The organism is Janthinobacterium sp. SUN211 (assembly GCF_030587315.1).
Lineage (GTDB): Bacteria > Pseudomonadota > Gammaproteobacteria > Burkholderiales > Burkholderiaceae_D > Janthinobacterium > Janthinobacterium kumbetense.
Genome location: NZ_JAPWIC010000009.1, coordinates 46779 through 65138, shown reverse-complemented (window position 1 = coordinate 65138; position 18360 = coordinate 46779). Strand labels below are relative to the sequence as shown.

17 protein-coding genes and 1 other RNA gene are annotated in these 18360 nt (G+C 62.0%); 15 read left to right on the top strand and 3 right to left on the bottom strand.

What is annotated here, in order from left to right:
- Positions 1-7 precede the first annotated feature (7 nt).
- A complete protein-coding gene (ftsY, locus tag O3301_RS24455; RefSeq protein WP_251351064.1) occupies positions 8-1066 on the bottom strand; it encodes a signal recognition particle-docking protein FtsY in 1059 nt (352 codons plus the stop codon).
- A 164-nt stretch (positions 1067-1230) separates the two neighbouring features.
- Complete coding sequence (locus tag O3301_RS24450) at positions 1231-2172, bottom strand: MerR family transcriptional regulator (protein ID WP_289913646.1); 942 nt, start codon at positions 2170-2172, stop codon at positions 1231-1233.
- A gap of 205 nt (positions 2173-2377) precedes the next feature.
- Between O3301_RS24450 and O3301_RS24445 the strand changes: the two genes are divergently transcribed.
- The 10 genes from O3301_RS24445 (at position 2378) to O3301_RS24400 (ending at position 11915) form a co-directional block, all read left to right on the top strand.
- Positions 2378-3691, top strand: a complete 1314-nt coding sequence (locus O3301_RS24445) for an NAD(P)/FAD-dependent oxidoreductase (protein ID WP_305057749.1) — start codon at positions 2378-2380, stop codon at positions 3689-3691.
- On the top strand, positions 3681-4478 hold the full coding sequence (locus O3301_RS24440; protein WP_305057748.1) for a DUF1365 domain-containing protein: 798 nt from the start codon (positions 3681-3683) through the stop codon (positions 4476-4478). The genes O3301_RS24445 and O3301_RS24440 overlap by 11 nt, the downstream gene beginning before the upstream one ends.
- Positions 4475-5716, top strand: a complete 1242-nt coding sequence (locus O3301_RS24435; protein ID WP_369812238.1) for a class I SAM-dependent methyltransferase — start codon at positions 4475-4477, stop codon at positions 5714-5716. Before O3301_RS24440 ends, O3301_RS24435 begins: the two co-directional genes overlap by 4 nt.
- Before the next feature lie 2 nt (positions 5717-5718).
- Positions 5719-6267 carry a chalcone isomerase family protein gene (locus tag O3301_RS24430; protein ID WP_305057747.1) on the top strand — a complete coding sequence of 183 codons (549 nt, stop codon included), beginning with the start codon at positions 5719-5721 and terminating at the stop codon, positions 6265-6267.
- Positions 6264-7316 (top strand): MFS transporter, encoded by a 1053-nt coding sequence (locus O3301_RS24425; protein WP_305057746.1) that lies wholly within the window; start codon positions 6264-6266, stop codon positions 7314-7316. Before O3301_RS24430 ends, O3301_RS24425 begins: the two co-directional genes overlap by 4 nt.
- A gap of 73 nt (positions 7317-7389) precedes the next feature.
- Positions 7390-7950 (top strand): DUF3833 domain-containing protein, encoded by a 561-nt coding sequence (locus O3301_RS24420; RefSeq protein WP_369812237.1) that lies wholly within the window; start codon positions 7390-7392, stop codon positions 7948-7950.
- Positions 7947-8714, top strand: coding sequence for an SDR family NAD(P)-dependent oxidoreductase (locus O3301_RS24415; RefSeq protein ID WP_305057745.1), 768 nt, complete (start codon positions 7947-7949; stop codon positions 8712-8714). The genes O3301_RS24420 and O3301_RS24415 overlap by 4 nt, the downstream gene beginning before the upstream one ends.
- Positions 8711-9148 (top strand): nuclear transport factor 2 family protein, encoded by a 438-nt coding sequence (locus O3301_RS24410; protein ID WP_305057744.1) that lies wholly within the window; start codon positions 8711-8713, stop codon positions 9146-9148. The genes O3301_RS24415 and O3301_RS24410 overlap by 4 nt, the downstream gene beginning before the upstream one ends.
- Positions 9149-10123: 975 nt before the next feature.
- Positions 10124-11221: a porin gene (locus O3301_RS24405; RefSeq protein WP_305057743.1), complete on the top strand. Its 1098-nt coding sequence runs from the start codon at positions 10124-10126 to the stop codon at positions 11219-11221.
- Positions 11222-11372: 151 nt separating this feature from the next.
- A complete protein-coding gene (locus O3301_RS24400; RefSeq protein ID WP_305057742.1) occupies positions 11373-11915 on the top strand; it encodes a hypothetical protein in 543 nt (180 codons plus the stop codon).
- 73 nt (positions 11916-11988) lie between these two features.
- Here the strand turns inward: O3301_RS24400 and O3301_RS24395 are convergent, their stop codons facing one another.
- Positions 11989-13692 carry a thiamine pyrophosphate-binding protein gene (locus O3301_RS24395; RefSeq protein ID WP_305057741.1) on the bottom strand — a complete coding sequence of 568 codons (1704 nt, stop codon included), beginning with the start codon at positions 13690-13692 and terminating at the stop codon, positions 11989-11991.
- 198 nt (positions 13693-13890) lie between these two features.
- Between O3301_RS24395 and rnpB the strand changes: the two genes are divergently transcribed.
- The 5 genes from rnpB (at position 13891) to O3301_RS24370 (ending at position 18352) form a co-directional block, all read left to right on the top strand.
- Positions 13891-14230: RNase P RNA component class A (rnpB, locus tag O3301_RS24390), an RNA gene on the top strand.
- A 662-nt stretch (positions 14231-14892) separates the two neighbouring features.
- Positions 14893-15321, top strand: a complete 429-nt coding sequence (gene mraZ / locus O3301_RS24385; protein WP_034748899.1) for a division/cell wall cluster transcriptional repressor MraZ — start codon at positions 14893-14895, stop codon at positions 15319-15321.
- 9 nt (positions 15322-15330) lie between these two features.
- A complete protein-coding gene (rsmH, locus tag O3301_RS24380; protein ID WP_305057740.1) occupies positions 15331-16308 on the top strand; it encodes a 16S rRNA (cytosine(1402)-N(4))-methyltransferase RsmH in 978 nt (325 codons plus the stop codon).
- The gene (gene ftsL, locus O3301_RS24375; RefSeq protein ID WP_034748894.1) at positions 16305-16574 is read left to right on the top strand and encodes a cell division protein FtsL; all 270 of its coding nucleotides are present in this window, start codon (positions 16305-16307) and stop codon (positions 16572-16574) included. Before rsmH ends, ftsL begins: the two co-directional genes overlap by 4 nt.
- A complete protein-coding gene (locus O3301_RS24370) occupies positions 16574-18352 on the top strand; it encodes a penicillin-binding protein 2 (RefSeq protein WP_034748891.1) in 1779 nt (592 codons plus the stop codon). The genes ftsL and O3301_RS24370 overlap by 1 nt, the downstream gene beginning before the upstream one ends.
- The last annotated feature ends 8 nt before the right edge of the window (positions 18353-18360 follow it).

The window sequence follows — 18360 nt, the reverse complement described above, 5'->3', positions numbered from 1 at the left end:
TATAGGCTTATCCTAGCAGCGCTTCGACAAATTCGGCAGCCACGAAAGGCTGCAAGTCTTCAATTTTCTCACCGATGCCGATGAAATACACGGGCACGGGACGCACGCGGGCGATCGCCGCCAGCACGCCGCCCTTGGCGGTACCGTCCAGCTTGGTGATCACCAGGCCGCTCAACTGCAGGGCATCGTCGAAGGCCTTCACTTGCGTGAGGGCATTCTGGCCCGTGTTGCCGTCGATCACAAGCAGGGTTTCATGCGGCGCGCCATCCATGCCCTTGCCGATCACGCGCTTGATTTTCTTCAATTCTTCCATCAGGTGCAACTGCGTCGGCAAGCGTCCCGCCGTGTCGACCATCACCACGTCGATGCCGCGCGCCTTCGCCGATTGCACGGAGTCGTAGGCCACGGCGGCCGGATCGCCCGATTCCTGCGAAATCACGGTGACGTTGTTGCGTTCGCCCCAGACCATCAACTGTTCGCGTGCTGCGGCGCGGAAGGTGTCGCCCGCGGCCAGCAGCACGGACTGGTTATTCGACTGCATGTGCTTGGCCAGCTTGCCGATGGTGGTCGTCTTGCCTGCGCCATTCACGCCGGAAATCATCATCACCAGCGGCTTGTGGCGGCCCAGCTCGAAGCGCTTTTCCAGCGGCGAGAGCAGGTCGATCAGCAGCACTTTCAGGGCGGCCTTCACGGCGGCCGCGTCGAGCAGCTTGTCTTCCTTGACCTTTTTCTTCAATTCCGTGAGCAGGAATTCGGTGGCGTCGATGCCGGCGTCCGACATCAGCAGCGCCGCTTCCAGCTCTTCGTACAGGGCGTCGTCGATCTTCGCGCCGACGAACAGCACGGACAGGGTGTTCGAGGTTTTCGACAGGCCGGCCTTCAGGCGCGTCATCCACGATTTTTTCTCGGGTTCGGCTGCGACGATCACGGGCACGAGCTCGGCCGGCGCGCCGCTCAGGGGCGTGGCGGCAGGCTGCGGTGCAGGCGGCGTGGCGGCGGGAAGGACGAGGGGCTCGGCTGGTGCAGCCTCGGGAGCGATGGGTTTTTTCTTGAAGAAACTAAACATGGATGTGTGGTGGCGGGTGCTGACCTAAGGCCCGGCGGCGCCGGACACTGTGTTACGGGCTATTCTACCAGAGCGCGCCCGGCCCTTCATGCTTTACTGTTCGATTGGCAACATTGCGCCGCTATCCACGGAGATCGCCGCAGTTGCCGCGCTTTTCCGCCGGTTCAGTGGGTTTGCAGGGCCAGCGCCTGGTGGCGGCGACGCCAGTCGGCGATGCTTTCGTCGACTTGCCGCAAGTCCAGCACATGCAAGAAGGGGGGCGGCTGCCTGGTCAGCACGGGACTGCGTCCCCCTGCCCACAATTCCATGCTTGGCGGCAAGCTTGCATGCAGCTGCTGCAGGCTGTCGCGCGTCTGCCGTTGCTTGCTGGCGCTGGAAAACGATAGCGCGACGATGTCGGCCCGCTGCGCGCGGGCGGCCGCGACGATGTCTGTCAGCGGCGTTTCCACGCCCAGCGACATGCAATGGGCGCCGGCCGCCGCGCACAGCGCTTCAGCCATCAGCAGCCCCAGGCCGTGACGCTCCTGCGGCAAGGTGCTGAGGACGATGCGCGGCGAGCGCATGGATGGGCTGCTTGCTTGCGGAAGGGAAAAGATGGCGTGCCGCATCACCGTTTGCAAGGTTTCGCTATACAGATGCTCTTCGTAAACCGCCAGTTCGCCGCAAGCCCACGCTTCGCCCACCATGCCGGTGAGGGGGGCGATGACGTCGATGGTGAACGCTTTCAAGCCCAGCACGGCCAGCGCCTGGCGCAGGGCGTCGCCCAGTTCCGCCATCTGGTGGCTGCGGCACAGGGCCAGGTAGTGTTCGAGCTGGGGCGCCGGCGCGGGCGGCGGCGTGCTGCCGGCGCTGGCCAGCTGCTGCAGTTGCGCGGTGCTGTGCTGCATGATTTTTCCCGGACGAAATCCGAGGTCCAGCAGGCGTTTGACCATGCGCAACTTTTGCACTTGTTCGGCCGGGTAGCTGCGCTCGCCAAAGGCGTCGCGCCGCGGCTGGGGAAAGTCGTAGCGGCGCTCCCACACGCGCAAGGTTTCCTTGGCCAGCCCTGTGTCGCGTTCGACATCGCCGATGCTGAAGGCAGGAGATAGTTGCAGGTCAGTATCCATACCAGTGGGGTTGCTCGCATGCCGAAAAGAACGTTACTGGCATTCTACGCCTTCCGCCGCCCCGTACCAAATAGCTGAATCCGATTGGATATTGCTCGCGTATAAGTTTGTGAACGACAACAGGTGCTCATTGACATAGATCAATATTTGACTGACTATCGATGCAGCTTGTTTTGTCCAGGACAAACATAACACGGGTGCACTCATGAAAATTGCCGTCGTCGGAGCAGGAATCGCAGGATTGTCGTGTGCCTATCGCCTGGCGCAATCGGGCCAGGACGTCACCTTGTACGAGGCGGGCGATTACTTTGGCGGCCACAGCCATACGGTGGATGTCACGCTCGATGGCGTCACGCATGGCGTCGACACGGGTTTTCTCGTGTTTAACCACGCCACCTACCCGCATCTGGTGCAACTGTTTGACGAACTCGGCGTCGAGGCGGCCGACAGCGACATGTCGTTTTCCGTGAAGATGCCGCTGGGCGCTGCGCCCGATGCCCGCGTGCTGGAATGGGCGGGCGCCAATCTGGACACCGTGTTTGCCCAGCGCAGCAATCTGCTGCGCCCCGCCTTCCTGCGCATGTTGCGCGACATTCTGCGCTTCAACCGCCAGGCCAGCGCCCTGGCCACGGCCGCCTTGCCGGCGCCGGCCCTGTCGCTGGGAGAATTCCTCGACCTGCACGGCTACGGCGACGAATTCCGTCACTGGTATCTGTTGCCGATGGCCGCCTGCATCTGGTCGTGTCCGGCGCGCCAGATGCTGGCCTTTCCTTTGGCCACGTTCATCCGTTTCTGCCACAACCATGGGTTGCTGCAAGTGAGCGACCGGCCCCAATGGCGCACGGTGCGGGGCGGCTCGCGCGTGTACGTGGAAAAATTGCTGGCGGGCATACCGCAGCAGCGCCTGGCGTGCCCCGTGCTGGCCGTGCGCCGCCAGGGGCACGGCGGCGCGCGCATGGTCGAGCTGCATACGGCCGCCGGCGTCGAGCATGTCGATCACGTCGTGCTCGCTTGCCACAGCGACCAGTCGCTGGCCCTGCTGGGAGATATCCGCGACGACGAGCGCTCCGTGCTCGAAGCCGTGCGCTACCAGCCGAACCGGGCTGTGCTGCATACGGATGCCTCCTGCCTGCCGCAACGCCGCCGTGCCTGGTCCGCCTGGAATTACCAGGGACGGCCGGCAGCGGGGGAGGGCGAAGCGCCGCAAGTGTGCGTGCACTATTTGCTGAACCAGTTGCAGCCGCTGCCGTTTACCACGCCCGTCATCGTCTCGCTCAATCCGCTCGACGAGCCCGATCCGGCAAGCATCATCGACGAGTTTTCGTATGCCCACCCCGTGTTCGATGGCGCGGCCATTGCCGCCCAGACGCGCCTGGCCGGCTTCCAAGGCGCGCAGCACACGTGGTTCGCGGGCGCCTGGACGGGCTATGGCTTCCATGAAGACGGCTTGAAGTCGGGCCTGGGCGTGGCGCAAGCCCTGAATGGCCTGGCGTCGGCGGAGCTTGGCCATGCCGCGTGATCCCACGCAGCCGCTCCGGCCGCAGCCCCAGCTGTGCCTGGGACAGGTGCGCCATGCGCGGCTGCGCCCGCGCGCGCATGCTTTTGCTTACGGCATGTTTTACCTGCGCCTGCCCCTGCGCAGCCTGGGCGCGCACGATTTTCCTGCCCGTTTGATTTCGCGCAACGGCGCCAATGTGCTGTCCTTCCGCGACAGCGACCATGGCGATGGCACGACACCGCTGCTGGACTGGATCGACGGCTTGCTGTGCCAGCATGGCGTGGTCGACGCGGGCGGCGAAATCTGGCTGCAAACCATGCCGCGCATGTTCGGCTATGTCTTCAATCCCGTCAGTTTCTGGTTTTGTCACGGGCTTGACGGCGCGCTGCGGGCCGTGCTCTGCGACGTGCGCAATACCTTTGGCGAGCGCCACCTGTACTTGCTCGAGCAGGGCGGCGCCATCGCGTATGGCAGCGAACTGGTCGCCAAGAAAATCTTTCACGTGTCGCCGTTTTGCAAGGTGGAAGGCCAGTACCGCTTCCGTTTCCTGCGCAACAACGACCAGGATGGCGAGCGCCACCTGGCCCGGGTCGATTACGACGACCTCGACGGTCCGCTGCTGCAGACGAGCTTGTCCGGCACGGCGCAGCCGCTGCGCGATGGCGCCATCGCCTGGGCCTTGCTGCGCTATCCCCTGATGACGTTCGGCGTGATGGTGCGCATCCATTGGCAAGCCTTGCGCCTGTGGCTGCGCCGCGTGCCGTTTTTCAGCAAACCCCACCCTCCACAAGAAAAGGTGTCCCGATGAGCTCCGATTCCCTGCCGACCGGCCTGCATGCGCGCAGCAGTTCCACTCCCTTGCATGGGCATGCGCACGTGGACATGCCCGCTGCCGGGCGCATGATCGTGCGCCTGCTGGAAAAATTGCAATACGGCGCGCTGCGCCTGCGCACGCCGGACGGCAGCATCTTGCTGTACGGCGATGGCAGCCATCCCGTCACCCTGGACTTGCACAACTGGCGCCTGTGTGCGGCCGTCCTGCGCTCGGGTGACATCGGCTTTGCGGAAACGTTTATCGCCGGCGACTGGCGCACGGACAATTTGCCGGGCTTGATCGAGTTGATGATACGCAACCGCGCGCACATCGAGTCATTGATCTATGGCAACTGGTGGGGCAACCTGGTCTACAAGGTCCGGCACTTGCTCAACCGCAATTCGCGCGCGGGCAGCAAGAAGAATATCCATGCCCATTACGACATCGGCAACGCCTTCTATCAGCTGTGGCTGGACCCGTCGATGACGTACTCGAGCGCCCTGTTCACCGAAGGCGCCAGCCTGGAACAGGCGCAAGGGGCGAAATACGCGCGCATCGCGGACCAGTTGCAACTGCAGCCGGGCGCACGCGTGCTGGAGATCGGCTGCGGCTGGGGCGGCTTTGCGGAAGCGGCGGCGCGCGACTGCGGCGCGCACGTGACGGGCCTGACCTTGTCGACAGAACAGCTCGCCTATGCGCGCCAGCGCCTGCAGGACGCGGGCCTGGCAGGGCAGGCCGACTTGCAGCTGTGCGATTACCGCGACAGCGCCGGCCAGTATGACGCCATCGCCTCGATCGAGATGTTCGAAGCCGTGGGACAAAGCTACTGGCCCGGCTATTTCGCATGCGTGGCGCGCAACCTGAAGCCGGGCGGACGCGCCTGCATCCAGACCATCGTCATCGCCGACGACTTGTTCGAGCGCTACAGCAAGAGTACGGATTTTATTCAACAGTACATTTTCCCGGGCGGCATGCTGCCTTCGCCGGCCGAATTCCGCCGCGCCGCCGAGGCGCAGGGCTTGCGCGTGGAAGACGCCTTCAGCTTTGGCCTCGATTACGCGGAAACCTTGCGCCAGTGGCGCGCCAGCTTCCTGGCCCAGCGCACGGCGCTGGAAAAGCAGGGTTTCGACGGCCGTTTCCTGCTCACCTGGGAGTTTTACCTTGCGTATTGCGAGGCCGCCTTCCTGGCCCACAACACGGATGTGATGCAATTTACCCTGATCAAGGAGTGATGATGCGCCGCCTGCTTGTCGCCGCTTTGCTGTCGTTGACCATGTTTGGCGCCGCGGCTGCGCCGCCGGCCTTTATCGCGGCCGACGTGCCCGAAGCCCGCCTGGCGGGCGAGGGGGAATACACGTGGTTCGGCATGCGTATTTATCGGGCGCAACTTTGGGTGGGCGCGAACGGTTACCAGGGCGCGGCATCGGCAACGGCGCCCTTCGTGCTGGAATTGCGTTACGCGCGCGCGCTCGATGGCAAGAAGATCGCCGAAGCCAGCTATGAACAGATGCAGAAAATCGGCGCCGGCACGCCGGAGCAGCGCCTGGCGTGGCTGGCCACCATGCAGCGCATCTTTCCTGACGTCAAGGAAGACCAGCGCATCGCGGGCGCCTACCGGGCCGGCATCGCGCCCGGCGTGCGCTTTTATCTCGATGGCAAGGTGCTGGCCGACGTGAACGATGGCGACTTCGCGCGCGCCTTCTTCGCCATCTGGCTGTCGCCGTCGAGCACGGCGCCGAAGCTGCGCGCCGCCTTGCTGCAGAGTGCGGCGCCGCTGCCATGAACGCCGGGGCCAGCGCCTTGAGCTTGCCCGCCTTGTTCAGTTATGGCCTGTTCGGCTTGCCGCTGGCCATGCTGGCGCTGCCCATCTATATATATGTGGCGCCGTTTTATGCGCAGCGCAGCAGCCTTGATCTGGCGCAAATCGGCGCAGTGCTGCTGGCGGCGCGCATTGCCGCCGCTTTCATCGACCCGGCCCTCGGCGCCTGGATGGCGCGCGGCGGGTGCAGCTATGCCGTGCTGGTCGGCGCATCGCTGCCGCTGCTGTTGCTGGGCTTTGGCGCCCTGTTCCATCCGCCGGCCATGCCGCAAGCGGCCACCCTGGCCTGGTTCCTGGCTGCCTTGCTGCTCGTGTACGCCGCCTATGGCCTGGCCGGCATCGCGCACCAGAGCTGGGGCGCGGCCTTGAGCCAGGCGCGCGCGCAGCGGGCGCGGGTGACGGCCGTGCGCGAAGGTTGCGGCTTGCTCGGCGTGATCCTGGCGGCGGGGCTGACGTCCGTGCTCGGCTATGACGGCCTGTCGCTGGCCTTTGCCGGCTGCCTGCTGGCGGCAGGTGCGCTGCTGCTGGCGCGCGCGCCGCGTCCGGTCTTGCGCCAAGGCACGGCGGCGCTGCCTGCTGGCGCCTGGCGCCTGCCATTTCGCCAGCGCGCGTTTCGCTGGCTGTTTGCCGTCCTGCTCGTCAATGGCGTGGCTGCCGCCATTCCCGCCACCCTGTTCCTGTTCTTTGCCACCGACTACTTGCGCCTGGGCCAATACGCGGGACCGTTTCTGATCGTCTACTTTTGCGCGGCGGCCGCCTCGATGCCCGTGTGGGTGGCCCTGGCGCGCCGCTTTGGCGAAGCGCGCGCCTGGGGCGGCGCCATGCTGCTGGCCGCCAGCGTGTTTGTCTGGGCGTATGGCCTGGGCGAGGGCGCCGCCTGGGGTTTTGCCGCCATCTGCCTGCTGTCGGGCCTGGCGCTGGGCGCCGACCTGGCCTTGCCGCCGGCCCTGCCAGCGGCAGCGGCGGCTTGCCGGCCCTGTCTGCCGCCTACGCCGTGCTGCCCTGTGTTTTGAAACTGCTGGCGGCGTTATTGCTGTGGCGCGCGCCGCTACAACATATATATAGTGACCATCGGGAGAATCGCGCATGCGCTTCATGACTTATTGCAAACGTTGCCTGCCGCTGGCCGCCTTGCTGCTGGCGCTGGCCGCCTGTTCCACGCCGCCCACGCCGGCCACGTACGCGCAGGAATTGCCCATACTGGATCTGCAACAGTATTTCAACGGCACGCTCGATGCCCACGGCATCTTCCAGGACCGCTCCGGCAAGGTGGTGAAACGTTTCACCGTGGTGATGCGGGCCAGCTGGGCGGGCGAGACGGGGACCCTGGACGAGGATTTCAAGTACGCGGACGGCAGCCGGCAACGGCGCGTGTGGACCTTGCGCAAGACGGCGCCCGGGCGCTTCATCGGCACGGCGCCCGACGTGATCGGGGAAGCCATCGGCGAAGTGGCGGGCAATGCGCTGCGCTGGCAATACGTGCTGGCGCTGCCCGTCAATGGCACGCTCTACCACGTCGACTTCGAGGACTGGATGTTCCTGATGGATGACAAGGTCATGCTCAACCGCGCCGCCATGAGCAAGTTCGGCTTCAGCCTGGGCGCCGTCACCTTATCGTTCAGCAAGCGTCCAGAGGCGGCCCCATGAATCGCAAGATCAGCAATTGGGTTGGCAAGCGCGTGTGGATCATCGGCGCGTCCAGCGGCATCGGCGCCGCGTGCGCCACCTTGCTGCTGGAGCAGGGCGCGTGCGTGGCCCTGTCGGCCCGCCACCGCGCCAGCCTGGAACAGCTGTGCGAGGGACAGCCGCTGGCGCAGGCCTTGCCGCTCGATATCACGCAGCACGCGCAAGTGCGGGCCGTCTGCGTGCAATTGCAGCAGCAGTGGGCGCATATCGACCTGATATTGGTGGTCGCTGGCGGCTATCAGGCCATGCGCGCCGATAGCTTCGACCTCGAGGCGGCGCAGGGCTTGCTGGCCCTGAACGTGGGCGGCGTCTTCAATTGCCTGGAGCCGGCCTTGCCGTGGCTGTTGCGCCAGGGCAGCGGCGGCATCGGCATCGTCGGCTCGGTGGCCGGCTATGGCGGCTTGCCCAAGGCGCTCGCGTATGGCGCCAGCAAGGCGGCGCTGATCAACCTGACGGAATCGCTGTACCTGGACTTGCATCCGCGTGGGATTGATGTGTATCAAATCAACCCTGGTTTTGTCGCTACGCCTTTGACGGCGAACAATGATTTCACCATGCCGGCCCTGATGACGGCGCAGGACGCGGCCGCCGCCATGCTCGACGGCATCGAGCGGGGGCAATTCCACATCCACTTTCCGAAACGCTTTACCAATGCCATGCGCCTGGCGCGGCTGTTGCCGTACCGCGCCTATTTTTGGCTGATCCGCAAGGTGACGGGCCTATGAGCGCAACCATGGAAGGCGCGCTGGCGCGCCTGGTGGCGTTTTACGAGCACCTGAGCCTGGAGGGCCTGGCCCAGCTGGGTGCCGTGTACGCGCCAGATGCCCATTTCAAGGACCCGTTCAACGAGGTGGAGGGGCATGCCGCCATCCTGGCCATCTTCGAGCACATGTTCGTGCAAGTCGATGCCCCGCGGTTTATCGTGCTGGAAAGCCTGGGGCAGGGGGAGCAAGCGTTCCTGACGTGGGAGTTTCGCTTTCGCATGAAACGCCTGGTATCTGGCGAACAATGTATCCGTGGAGCGACACATGTGCGTTTCGACGGGCTGGGGCGGGTGGTGTTACACCGCGATTATTGGGATGCGGCGGAAGAATTGTATGAAAAACTGCCGGTGCTGGGCCCTTTCATGCGCATGCTCCGGCGCGCAAGCCGACGCTAAGCGTATTTTCTGATGCTTTTAAGCAAAAAATGCGAAAAAGAAAAAGTAAATTGTGTGGAATTGGGCTGGTAAAAACTTGATTTCGGTCAATGTGTCGTTTTTTGGACACAAATATGTCAAAATATTGAGAAGGCAACATTGTAAGAAATTGTTTCAACTGATGTGGAATTTGCAAGCAAGAGTCGTCCTCATCCGTTCCAAGCGGGCACCCGGCGCGCGTGCCGAAAAACATGGAAAACATTTCTATGTGAGCAATTTAAATTACCGGAAAGTCAGTAATTATGTTGATACTCTGCCTATTTTCCTGACGCGCGCGCCGACGTCGAAAATCGCGTCTACGCCCCTGAATAATGCGGCAACGCACCAAAACAGGGCGTCTTATTTCCCGTTTTCGGGCATCCGGCAGCAAACATTGGCGATGCCGTGTATGCTTCGTCCCGTTTATCCATTATCACCTGACAAATTGTGCGCTTTGTCGCGTAAATCATGCAGGGCAAATGATGGGTAAAGCATGTTGACGTTTTAATCACACGCCTGATACTGTTGCACTAATACAACGGGTGTCGACAAGGCATGCGCTATGATGGAATGGTCAATCAGGCCAATGCATTGGTTGGCAAGGGGCACTGGCTCTGTCGCGTAGTACGGTTGGCGATGGTCGGGATGCCTGAAAAAGCCCTCGGCCTGGTACCGGAAGTAACATGTTGGAACTTGATGGAATGTGAAACGGTCGTTATAGTGCCGCTTCCGGTGCCCTTTGAGCACCGAACCGGCGCATGAAAATACGGTCGCTCTGCAGCCTTCAAGCTTATCGGTGCAATAGCGTGCCGATACCGATGTGAATTGTTCCCCTGACCGGAACAGCAATGTGGCAGGTGGAGACCTTGCCCTCACTCATAAAAAGCGCTCTGTTAGAGCGCAGCTCGAGATGCATAGGCTGTATTACTTTTTGCTTCAAAATTAAAGGAAATCGCAATGAAAAAAACTCTGATCACCCTGGCAGTTCTGGCAGCAGCCACTGGCGTAGCCCAAGCTCAATCGAGCGTTGTCATCTACGGTACCGTTGACGCTGGTTTCGTCAGCGAGCGCGGCGGTGTTAACGGCAACGTTAACAAACTGGACAGCGGCGTTGCTTCGGCTTCCCGTCTGGGCTTCAAAGGCACCGAAGATCTGGGCAGCGGCCTGTCGGCTCTGTTCGTTCTGGAAGCTGGTTTCGGCGTTGACACCGGCGCGCAAGGTAAAAACGAAGCCCTGTTCGGCCGTCAATCGTACGTTGGTCTGAGCAGCAAAACGACCGGTACCCTGACCCTGGGTCGTCAATACACGCCTTGGTACAACACCCTGTCGAAAGTTGCTGATCCATTCGCAGTGGGCTACGCTGGTTCCGCCAAGAACCTGTTCCCATCGAAAGCACTGACCCGCACCAGCAACACCGTGCTGTACACCTCGCCAAACTTCAACGGCTTTGACGCTGACGTGGCTTACACCTTCGGCGAAAAAGCTGAGTCGAACAAATACGGCCGTCAAATCGGTGCGTCGGCTGGCTACTCGAACGGTCCTCTGAACGCGCGTCTGGCCTACAACACCACCAGCAACGAATCCGCTGCCAGCAACAAAGGTAGCGCACGTAACTGGTTGGCTGCAGCTAACTACGACTTCGCAGTTGCTAAAGCTTACGTCGCATATGGCGTGAACAAAGGCGACAACAGCGCTGTAGCGAACAACGCCAAGGAAAACGCAGACGGCACGTTCTCGACCGCCAACTCGTTCAACTACAACACCGCTGCTTACAGCAACGACAGCAACAACATCCTGGTTGGCGCAACCGTACCTGTTGGCCCAGCTGGCACCGTAATGGCTTCGTTCATCCGCACGAACGACAAAGCTGCTACGAACGCTGATGCTGATCAATGGGCAGTGGGTTACTCCTACGCTCTGTCGAAGCGCACGAGCACCTACGCTTCGTACGCCAAGATCAAGAACAAAAACGGCGCAGGCTACACCGTTGGTAACAACAGCAATGTTGGTACGGGCGACAAAGCCTTCAACGTTGGTGTTCGTCACTCGTTCTAATATTCGCGCAAGCGAAGCTTAGTACCGCTGCCAGCATCCCTTCGGGGATGCTGATAAGCAAGGAAACGCGTCTCCAGGCTAGTCCTGGCGGCGCGTTTTTGCATGTGCGGCGCCAGTTATAATGGCGCCGTTACTCAAGTAAAGGAATGCCATGTATCCACACACATCGCCGCGCCTGGCCGCCTTGCTGGCCGCGCTGCTGTTCGCTGGCGCCACAGGCGCCGCTGTCGCTGCCGTCAAGGGCAAGAAGCCGGCCGGACTGGAGCGCTATGGCGTGGCCGTCTATTCCGACCTGTGCCTGCAAAAGGATAGCGGCGAGATCGGCGGCCAGCGCGTGACCCTGCACCGCTTCGCCGAGGCCGATTCCGTCATCTATGAATTCACGGCAGGCGCCCTGAGCTGGCCCATCGTGGCCAACGACGTCAACCTGGACGCCGCCACGGGCGCCTTCGACTTCACCATCGCCGGCGCCGACAGCGAAGAGCGCACCATCGTCGGCAAGTTTTCCAAAGACGGCCAGACCCTGACCTTGGAAGGCGATTATTGCGGCGGTAACGTGCGCATGCCCATGAAGCTGAGCCGCGTGCGCGATTTCGGCCGCCCTTTGAAAAACTGCACGCCATGCCCGCCGATGCCGCAGGCGCCCGCCGAGGCAGTGCCTGCCGAGGAAAGCGCGCCAGCGCCCGCCGCCTGAGCGATTGCTGCTGTGAAAAAGAAAAAGGCCCGGTATCGACCGGGCCTTTGTTATTTTCAGCGCTGCAAGGAGCTTATTTGGCCGCTTGCGCCTTTTCCGCCGTGGCGCGGATGGTGGCGAGCGTCGCGTTTGGCGTGATCAGGTTGCCGTCGTAGCGCAGCTCGATCAAGGCCGGCAAGTTGTTGGCCTTGGCGTGTGCCAGCGCCCGCTGCAGGGCAGGGGCGAACTCTTCTGTCGTAGCCACCACTTCGCCATGCGCGCCATACGCTTGCGCCAGCGCCGCAAAATCCGGGTTGTGCAGGGTCGTGCCCGACACCCGGCCCGGGTAATCGCGTTCCTGGTGCATGCGGATGGTGCCGAACATCTGGTTATTGAAGACGATGATGACCACGCCCGCCTGGTATTGCACGGCGGTGGCCAATTCTTGGCCATTCATCATGTATTCGCCGTCGCCGGCGAAGGTGATCACGGTGCGTTCGGGGTGCACGATCTTCGCCGCCACGCCCGACGGCACGCCGTAGCCCATGGCGCCGTTGGTCGGCGCCAGCTGCGTGCGCATGCCGCCGTAGCGGTAAAAACGGTGCGCCCACGAGGCGTAATTGCCGGCGCCGTTCGTCAGGATGGTATCGAGAGGCGCCTGCGCCATGATCTCTTGTGTCACTTGCCACAGGTCCAGCGGCGCCTGGCCATCCTGGAAGATGGGCGGGCGCTCTTGGTAGGCGGCCAGCTCGGCTTTCGCTTCGGCCGGCGTATGTTTCCATGCGGCAGCATCGACGGGCGCCATGGCGGCCAGCATGGCGCACACTTGCGGCATGCCGCTGTTGATCATCAGTTCGGCCTGGTAAACGCTGCCCAGTTCCTCGGCATCCGTATGGATGTGCACTAGGCGCTGGCGCGGCACGGGCGAGTCGAACAGGGTGTAGCCGCCCGTCGTCATTTCGCCCAGGCGCGGGCCGATGGCGATGACCAGGTCGGCATTTTTCACGCGCGCGGCCAGTTTCGGGTTGATGCCGATGCCGACGTCGCCGATGTAGTTCGGGTGGGCATTGTCGAGCAAGTCCTGGAAGCGGAAGGCGCAGGCGACGGGCAGGTGATTGCTTTCCGCGAACTGTTGCAGGTCGGCGCACGCTTGCGGCGTCCAGGTGGTGCCGCCCAGCAAGACCAGCGGCTGTTTCGCGGTGGCCAGCATGCTGCGCAGCTGCTGCAGCTGGGCGTCCGATGGCGCCGCCTGCACCGGCTGGTAGGCGCGCGTGTCGGCCACCGTGGCCAGCGAAATGAGCATGTCTTCCGGCAAGGCCAGCACGACGGGGCCGGGACGCCCGCTGGTGGCCACCTGGAAGGCGCGCGCCAGGTATTCGGGGATGCGCTCGGCGCGGTCGATCTGCGCCACCCACTTGGCCATCTGGCCGTACATGCGGCGGTAGTCGATTTCCTGGAACGCTTCGCGGTCGACGAAATCGTTGCCCACCTGGCCGATGAACAGGATCATCGGGGTGGAATCCTGGTAGGCCGTGTGCACGCCGATCGAGGCGTTGGTGGCGCCCGGTCCCCGCGTGACGAAACAGATGCCCGGCTTGCCCGTCAGCTTGCCGTAGGCTTCGGCCATGAAGGCGGCGCCGCCTTCCTGGCGGTTGATGATGAAGCGGATGCCCGAATCGTGCAGGGCGTCGAGCACGTCGAGGTAGCTTTCGCCAGGCACGCCAAAGGCGGTGTCGACACCGTGGATCTGCAGGGCATCGACCAGGATCTGGCCGCCGGTACGGGATTGTTGCGTCATGTTCGGCTCTTTATATTCTAGTGGGTGGCAAAGAAGTGGGGCAAGCGGTGCGCATGCGCTTGCATGCAAGCAGCTTGCCTCATTCTATGTGAGCCGATTTGGCCCGGCTTTTGAAATGGCGACACCGAATTACACAATCCCCCGGCTGGTGCGGCGCGCTTTTGCAGAAACATGCTGCGGCGCGGTACAATGGCGGGTGAAGCAGGCCAGACAGTCGCTGGCCGGCGCAGCAATGCGCTGGCGGGAGGAAGGTCCGGACTCCATAGAGCGGGGTGACGGTTAACGGCCGTCCGTCGAAAGCCGCAAGGTATAAGGCGAGGAATAGGGCCACAGAGACGAGCGTATTAAGTTACGGTGAAACGCGGTAACCTCCACCTGGTGCAATTTCAAATAGGCACGCGATGATGCTGCTCGCGGAGCGTGCGGGTAGAAAGCTTGAGCGCCCGAGTAATCTGGCGCCTAGAGGAATGACTGTCATAGCGTCGACCTGCAAGGGAAGGCGCCGTAACAAAATCCGGCCTACCGGCCTGCTTCACTTGAATTCCTGCTCCCTGGCCTGCCAGGGAGCACCTCGGCAGCGGCGGCTTTTCCTGCTGCGCGCCACGCAAAAGCCCCCGCAACGGGGCTTTTTTTGTTTCTAAAAGTATAGCACTTAAGATAAAGTTGTATATACAACTAAAAGTGAATAATTGGTTAAAGTTTCTTATCTACAATTAATTGCTGCATTGCAAAAATAGTTTTCCTGCGTCAGGCCAACCCCTGAAAACAGGGCCGATACGCGCCATGGACGATTATTTTTTGCTTTAAACCAAGTCTTACGTTGCGGCTGATTGCTGTTGTGTCTGGATGACGAAATTATTGTCATGTGTCAACTAACTGTAAAAAATTCAATTTTTCGATTTCGTTTTTTTCGATGTTTACGGTAGGAAAACACATGTGTGCAGATGAGGTAGCACATTCACTATCTTTCATAAGTATCTAATTTATCGATATATTTTTATTTGAGACTCCTTCAACGATATGCGCTAAGTCCTTAATTTCATTAATAAAATTCCTGTTTTGCCAATCGGAAACCGCTTGACCACTATCTTTGCTTCCTCTAAAGTGGGCAACTGTGTGAAAAAGTGTGTTTTTGTGGGAAATTTTCCCTTTTCATCATGATGCGCAAGCGTCGCAACCCAAGCTCAAAAAAGGTCTTCCGTGTTTCAAGGCGCGTCCGCAATCAATCTCGATGCCAAAGGCAGGATGTCTATCCCTGCCAAGCACCGTGACGCGCTGGCGATTCAATGCGAAGGCCGCTTGACCCTGACTAAACACCCCGATGGCTGCCTGCTGTTTTTCCCCCGTCCCGTGTGGGAAAGCCACCGCCAGCAAATCGCCGCCTGGCCCATGTCGGCGCGCGCCTGGCAGCGCATCTTCCTCGGCAACGCCGTCGACGTCGAGCTGGACTCGGCCGGCCGCGTGCTGATCTCTCCTGAATTGCGCAACGCCGTCGGGCTGGCGCGCGAAGTCATGATGATCGGCATGGGCAGCCACTTTGAAATATGGGATGCCGCCAAGTTGGCCGACAAAGAACAGCAGGCGATCGATGCCGGCACCCCCGATGTACTTTCCAATTTTTCTTTCTAAGGCTCCGTAATGACACAACTCACGGTGCCGGAATTTCAGCATCGCACGGTGCTGCTCGATGAAGCGGTCGATGCGCTCGACCTGTCGGGCGACCGCGCGCACGGCATTTACGTCGACGGCACGTTTGGCCGCGGCGGCCATAGCCGCCTGATTTTGTCGCGCCTGGCCTCCGACGCGCGCCTGATCGGCTTCGACAAGGACTTGCAGGCGATCGCCACGGCCGAACAGATCGGCGACCCCCGCTTTGAAATCGTCCACGACAGCTTTGCCACCATGACGGCCAGCCTGGCCGAACGCGGCGTGCAGCAGGTGGACGGCATCCTGCTCGACCTGGGCATCTCGTCGCCGCAGGTTGACGACGCGGCGCGCGGTTTCAGCTTCCGCAACGACGGACCGCTGGACATGCGCATGGATACTACGCGCGGCATCTCCGCGGCCGAATGGCTGGCGGTGGAAACCGAGCAGAATTTAGAGAAAGTGATACGCGATTATGGGGAAGAACGGTTTGCTTTTCAGATTGCAAAGGCGATTGTTGCTGGCCGGGCAGTCCAGCCAATTTCAAGCACACGACAGCTTGCCGGCATCGTGGCAGGCGCCGTCAAGACCCGCGAGAAGGGTAAGGACCCCGCTACCCGCACCTTTCAGGCCATACGCATTTTCATTAACAAAGAGCTCGAGGATCTCGAGATCGGTCTGAACCAGGCGTACGCCTGCCTGGCGCCCGGCGCGCGCATGGCCGTGATCAGTTTCCATTCGCTGGAAGACCGCATGGTCAAGCGCTTCTTCGCCTCGAAGGCGAACGTGGAGCAGCCTGACCGCCGCCTGCCGATCCGCGCGGTGGACTTGCCGCAGCCGGAAATGAAGCTGATTGCGAAGATGAAGCCATCCGACGCGGAGATCGAGGGCAACCCCCGTTCGCGTTCGGCCGTGATGCGCGTGGCGCAGCGCCTGCCGCTGGCCGCCCCTGCAAACGGCGGCACCCGATGACTGGCAAGCTGTGTGTCGTGCTGTCGGCCCTGCTGGTGTGCTGCGGCCTGTCGCTGGTGAACGCGCAATACCAGTCGCGCCACCTGCTGATCGACCTGGAGCGCGCGCAAGCGCTGTCGCGCCAGCTCGACATTGACTGGGCGCAGCTGCAGCTGGACCAGTCCACTTTGGGCAAGCATGAACGCATCGAATCGATCGCGCGGCGCGACCTGAGCATGACGCCGCTGACGGCGGCGCGTACGCAATACCTGACGGAGGGCGAATAATGAAGTTGGGCGGTAACAGCAACGGCCGGGTGGCGGCATCGAAAGGCGTGCCATTCTCGAAGAACCCCGTACTGGCGGTGCGCCTGCCCGTCTGGCGTTCGCGCGTCGTGCTGTTCCTGCTGTTCTTCGCTTTCGCCGGCCTGGGCGCGCGCGCCCTGTGGCTGCAGGGCGTCTCGACCCAGTTCCTGCAAAAGCAGGGCAAGGCGCGTTATGAGCGCACCCTGGAATTGCCGGCCACGCGCGGCAAGATCACCGACCGCAATGGCCAGGTGCTCGCTTCGTCCGTCCCTGTGAAAGCCATCTGGGCCATTCCCGACGACGTGCTGCAGGCGTCGCCCGAGAAAATCAATGCGCTGGCCGGCCTGCTGGAAATGAACGTCAACGAATTGCGCAAGAAGCTCGACTCGGACCGCAGCTTCGTTTACCTGAAACGCCAGGTCGAGATGGACGTGGCCGACAAGATTTCCAAGCTGGGCATCGACGGCATCGACGAGCGCAAGGAATACAAGCGCTTTTATCCACAGGGCGAAGTGATGACCCACGTGGTGGGCTTTACCAACGTGGAAGACGTGGGCCAGGAAAGCATGGAGCTGGCGCAGCAGAAGACCCTCGTCGGCACCACCGGCAGCCGCCGCGTGATCAAGGACCGCCTGGGCCACATCGTCGAAGACATCGGCTTCATCCACGAACCGCACGACGGCAAGGACCTGACCCTGTCCGTCGACAGCAAGATCCAGTACATCGCCTTTACGCAGTTGAAGGAAGCGGTGGAAAAATTCAATGCCAAGGCCGGCGGCGCCGTGGTGCTCGACGTGCACACGGGCGAAGTGCTGGCCCTGGCCAATTACCCCAGCTACGACCCGAACGACCGCCGCAAGCTCACGGGCCAGCAGCTGCGCAACCGCGTCATGACCGATACTTTTGAACCTGGTTCGACCCTGAAACCGATTACGGTCTCGCTGGCGCTCGACACGGGCCGCGTCAAGCCGGGCACCCTGATCGACACGGGCCCGGGCCGCTACACCATTGCCGACCGCACGATCACCGACACCAAGCCGCACGGCGTGATCAATGTCTCCGAAATCATCGAGATGTCGTCGAACATTGGCACCTCGAAAATCGCGCTGGGCATGCCGTCGCAGGAAATGTGGGAAATGTTTACCAAGGTGGGCTTCGGCCAGCAGCCGAAATGGGGTTTCCCCGGCGCCGTGGCCGGCCGCGTGCGCCCCTATAAATCGTGGCGCCCGGTGGAACAGGCGACCATGAGCTACGGTAACGGCATTTCCGTCTCGCTGATCCAGCTGGCGCGCTCTTATATGATGTTCGCGCGCGACGGCGACACGATTCCCCTGTCGTTCCAGAAGGTCAATGAGCTGCCCGTAGGCCAGCAAGTGATCAAGCCGAAGACGGCCGCCGAAATGCGCGCCATGCTCGAACTCGTGGTCTCCGGCGCGCACGGCTCGGCCAAGCGCGCGCAGGTTGCCGGCTACCGCGTGGGCGGCAAGACGGGTACCGCCTATAAAGTGGAAAACGGCCGCTATGCGATGCCGCGCAAATATATCGGCTCGTTCGTGGGCATGGTGCCGATGTCGGCGCCGCGCTTCATCATTGCCGTGATGATCGATGAACCGACCGGCCCTGCCCACTATGGTGGCCAGGTTGCCGCTCCCGCTTTCGCGGCGATTGCGACCAACGCGCTGCGCGCGATGAACGTACCGCCCGATTCCTCCGTTACCGAAATCGTGGTCCCGGCCAATGCCGGCCCGGAGGCCATGTGAAGTCACTC